The following is a 3,389-nucleotide window of genomic DNA, read 5'->3' as shown; positions in this document are numbered from 1 at the left end:
TTCGGCTTCCCGGTATCGGCGAAGGAGACTGCCCAGGCGCCGGGCGGCACGGTGTAGAGCGGGAATCGCCCGGTCTGGAACAGCCACGGCTGCTGGAACAGGTCGATGTCGCAGACGGCCTTCATCATGTCCGCGTAGGAGATGACGAAGCTCAGACCATAGCCCCAGTAGGCGATACCCTCGTTGTTGTCGCCCTGCCAGCCGAGCCCGCAGAGGAACAGACCCACGTACAACTCGCGGACGTACTCAGCCCAGTCGGCGACCTGCGGGTCTTCGCCCAAGAGCACCAGACCGGTCTCGCCGAGTGCCAGCGAGCACAGCCAGGCATGATTGTTGTACTCCCGCTGTCCGGTCTTGAAGGGGTTCAGCGAACGCCAGAACTGGTCACCGCGGGCGATCATGACCTGCCGCAGTTGCACTCTCTCCGGTTCGGTCAGGTCGCCGTAGAGCGCGTCGTAGGCCCAGTTCAGACCGCGCAGGAAGTGCTGTGCGCCGATGTCGCCGGCCTGCATGGAGCTGCCGCCCTCGGGCTTCCAGGTCGCGGCCTTGAAGACCATCTGCTTGAGCCAGTCGCGGACCTGCGGGTCCCGCGTCTGCACGTAGAGCTCAGCCATCCGCTGGAGCCGCACGCCGGTTGCGCTGGTGATTCCGCCATGCACCTTGCCGTACCAGTCGATCCAGGTCGGCCAGTCGGGATTGCCCGGCGCGTACACCGGAGGATCCTCGGGCACGCCCTGGGCAAAGTAGCCCTTGGCCCGGGCGATCAAAGACGGCTTGAGCTGGTCGTCGGCCGGCTTGGCGAAGATAAGGCGCGGGTGTGCCCGCTTGCCGATCTCCTCGGCCGGAACGGGTGGCGTCGTGAACCGGTGTGACTCCGGCAGGATGGTCATGGGCCGGGTGTCGCTCCAGCTATCGGCAAGCTCAGTCTTCCGCAGCACACGCCAGTACCAGACGCCCGGCGTCAGCGGCTGAGGTGGCATGTAGAAGTTCGAGGTGGTCTCGACGGTGAGGGTCTTGTCTGGTGGGAAGGTAGCCTCCTGGGAGTACTCCAGGCGACTGCGGCCCGCTCCACGCGGCCAGTTGAAGAAGGGTGGATTCGAGTAGGAGATGCGCCCGCCATCACTGATTCTGCCGGCTCCGGCGCGGGTCTCCAGCTTGAGGTTGTCCAGCCACACCGTCATCTGCCCCTCATCCTCGTTGGCGGCCCGTCCGTACAGGTTCAGCCGGTCGAAGACCTGCCCGAGTGCCAGCGTGCTGTTCGTGGGCGAGTCCATGGTGCCGACCACGATCTCCACATGCCGCCACTGATCGCTGAAGGTGTCGCTGGAGTACCACTGACTGCTGCCCTGGTTGAAGATGACGCCCAGGTACTGGGGCTTGCCGTCGACGATCTGCTCCCGGTGGTCGAAGGACAGCAGCAGGTTGTGCTCCACCTTCATGGGCCGCTTGATTGTCAGTTGGCAGTACCTCGCCGCAGCGGTGTTAGCGACCTTGATGCAATGTCCCTGTCCCTGTGGACCGCCGGGGACGATCTCAAGGGTGGCCGTCTTGTCGACCACGAGGTCGGGGTAGGCAGCAAGGTCGGTGCCCTGCTCGAAGTCGTAGGTGAACACCTCGTCGGCCTGAAGGGCACCGAGGGTTGCCAGACACAACAGAGCGGATACGAGAAGTGGTAGGCGCATGATGGACGGACCTTTCCCAGGGAGCTGTCAGCATCGCCTGCGTTCTCAGGCAGAGCAACCTTTCCCTGTACAGTCGTCTTCTCCTGCCGGGGCAGAGATCGCCGAGCCAGGAAGGGCTTTGTCGACCCAGGGAGAAGGAGCGCGGACTTGTGCTGCTCGGAAGCTGGAGGTGCGCTGAATGCGCTACGGAATCGCAATCTGGAACTTCATGGAAAAGGGCGTACGCCTGCCGGACCTGATCGCGGAGTTTGCGGGCTTCGGTTTCGACACGATCTCCTTTCTACCCGGGCAACTGCTGCCCAATCCCGCGGCGGGGCAAGAGGCTGCGGCGACTGTCCGCAGCCTTGGGCTCAAGGCCACCCTTCACGGCAACTTCGAGGTGACGGCAGAGGATGCCCGGCGACTGGCCGATCTGTTTGGTCCTGACCTTCTGTGTCAGACCTTCGACGCCGCGATGCTGGAGGACTCCTGCGGGCGACACTACGACACAGCCTGCATGGTTGAGCTTCTGCAGCAGGTGGGCGACTTGGTGGAGCCCCTTGGTGCGCGGTACGGTGTGGAGGACTTCCCGCTGGACATGCAGGCCCTGGACTGCTATCGCGACGACCTGGCGCCGCTGCTGGAGCGCCCCGGATACGGGATGCTGATCGACCTGGGGCACCTCAACCTGCGCCTCAAGCGGGCGCCCTACTTCGAGGCTCACGGTCCGGTTGAGTACCTGCGTCGTACTCCGCTGCCGATCATCGAAGTGCATGTCCACGACAACTGCGGCGACCGCGACAGTCACGCTCACCTGGGCTTCGGCACCGGCGACTTCGCCACCTATGCTGCAGCGCTGCGTGAGAAGGGCTTCGACGGCGTCTCGACTATCGAGATCGCTCCGAGCTTCCATGGCGCCAGCCCTGCCGAGGACAAGCCGCGAGCCAAGGAGAGCCTGGACCTCTGGCGCAGTCTGCTGGAGCCCGATGCTTAGCGCTCCGCCCGTGTGAGAGCAGGAGGGCGAAGCTCCTCCGGTCTTGAGACGGGTGCCGACAGGTGAACGTGTCCCGACCTTCACCGCAGGGAGGAACTGCCGATGCGCCGTGTGCTCGCCGTGACTGCCCTTGTGTTCGCCGTGTCCCTGGCGGGAGCCGACGACTTGCCCTTTGTGCTGATACCAGGGATGCCGTCAGCTCCGGCGCTGGATGGGACTCTTGCAGACCCGATCTGGCAGCAGGCGGCTGTCCTTGGGGCCTTCGTGATGCTGGACGGCACAGCCGCGCCGACTCAGCAGACGCAGGTGCGACTGGGTCACGACGCCGAGCGCCTGTACCTGGGTGTGGTGTGCCGGGAGGACCGTCTCGACCGTATCCAGCGGAGTGCTTCTGCACGGGATGGTGCGGTGTGGTCGGATGACTGTATCGAGGTGTTCATCGGCGGTGCTGACCCGAACACCTACTACCATCTCGCCTTCAACTCGGCCGGGACGGTCGCGGACGAGAAGTGTACAGGCGAGGGCAAAGACCTCGGCTGGAAGTGCGACTTCCGCGTGACCACCGGCCGACGCGAGGGTGCCTGGACGGCGACCGCCTCGATTCCTCTGCAGCAGGTGGGCCTTGAGCCGGGGCGTCCCGCCCGTCTGAATCTGTGCCGCAGTGAGGTTCCGCACCGGGAGGCTTCCTGCTGGTCGGCCACCTTGCGCGGCTTCCACCAGCCCTCACGGTTTGG

Annotated in this window: 3 protein-coding genes; 2 read left to right on the top strand and 1 reads right to left on the bottom strand. The window is 64.9% G+C overall.

The genetic code is table 11. The features are described 5' to 3' along the window. Positions 1-1,682 (bottom strand): DUF4962 domain-containing protein (locus ABFE16_05575; GenBank protein MEN6344755.1); only part of this gene is annotated, 1,682 nt, incomplete at its 3' end. 178 nt (positions 1,683-1,860) lie between these two features. Between ABFE16_05575 and ABFE16_05570 the strand changes: the two genes are divergently transcribed. Both ABFE16_05570 and ABFE16_05565 read left to right on the top strand, forming a co-directional pair. Then, entirely contained in the window at positions 1,861-2,655 is a 795-nt protein-coding gene (locus tag ABFE16_05570) for a sugar phosphate isomerase/epimerase (GenBank protein MEN6344754.1), read from the top strand. A gap of 102 nt (positions 2,656-2,757) precedes the next feature. Beyond that, positions 2,758-3,389: carbohydrate-binding family 9-like protein (locus ABFE16_05565; protein MEN6344753.1), on the top strand; the 632-nt coding region annotated here is incomplete at its 3' end.

Source organism: Armatimonadia bacterium (assembly GCA_039679385.1).
Taxonomy (GTDB): domain Bacteria; phylum Armatimonadota; class Zipacnadia; order Zipacnadales; family JABUFB01; genus JAJFTQ01.
Note: the sequence above shows the minus strand (reverse complement) of the source record. Positions and strands in the feature narration are given on the sequence as shown.

What these genes read in the sequence shown, in the direction of transcription:
- ABFE16_05570 (MEN6344754.1), top strand. Translation starts at nt 1,861, where the DNA reads ATGCGCTACGGAATCGCAATCTGGAACTTCATGGAAAAGGGCGTACGC.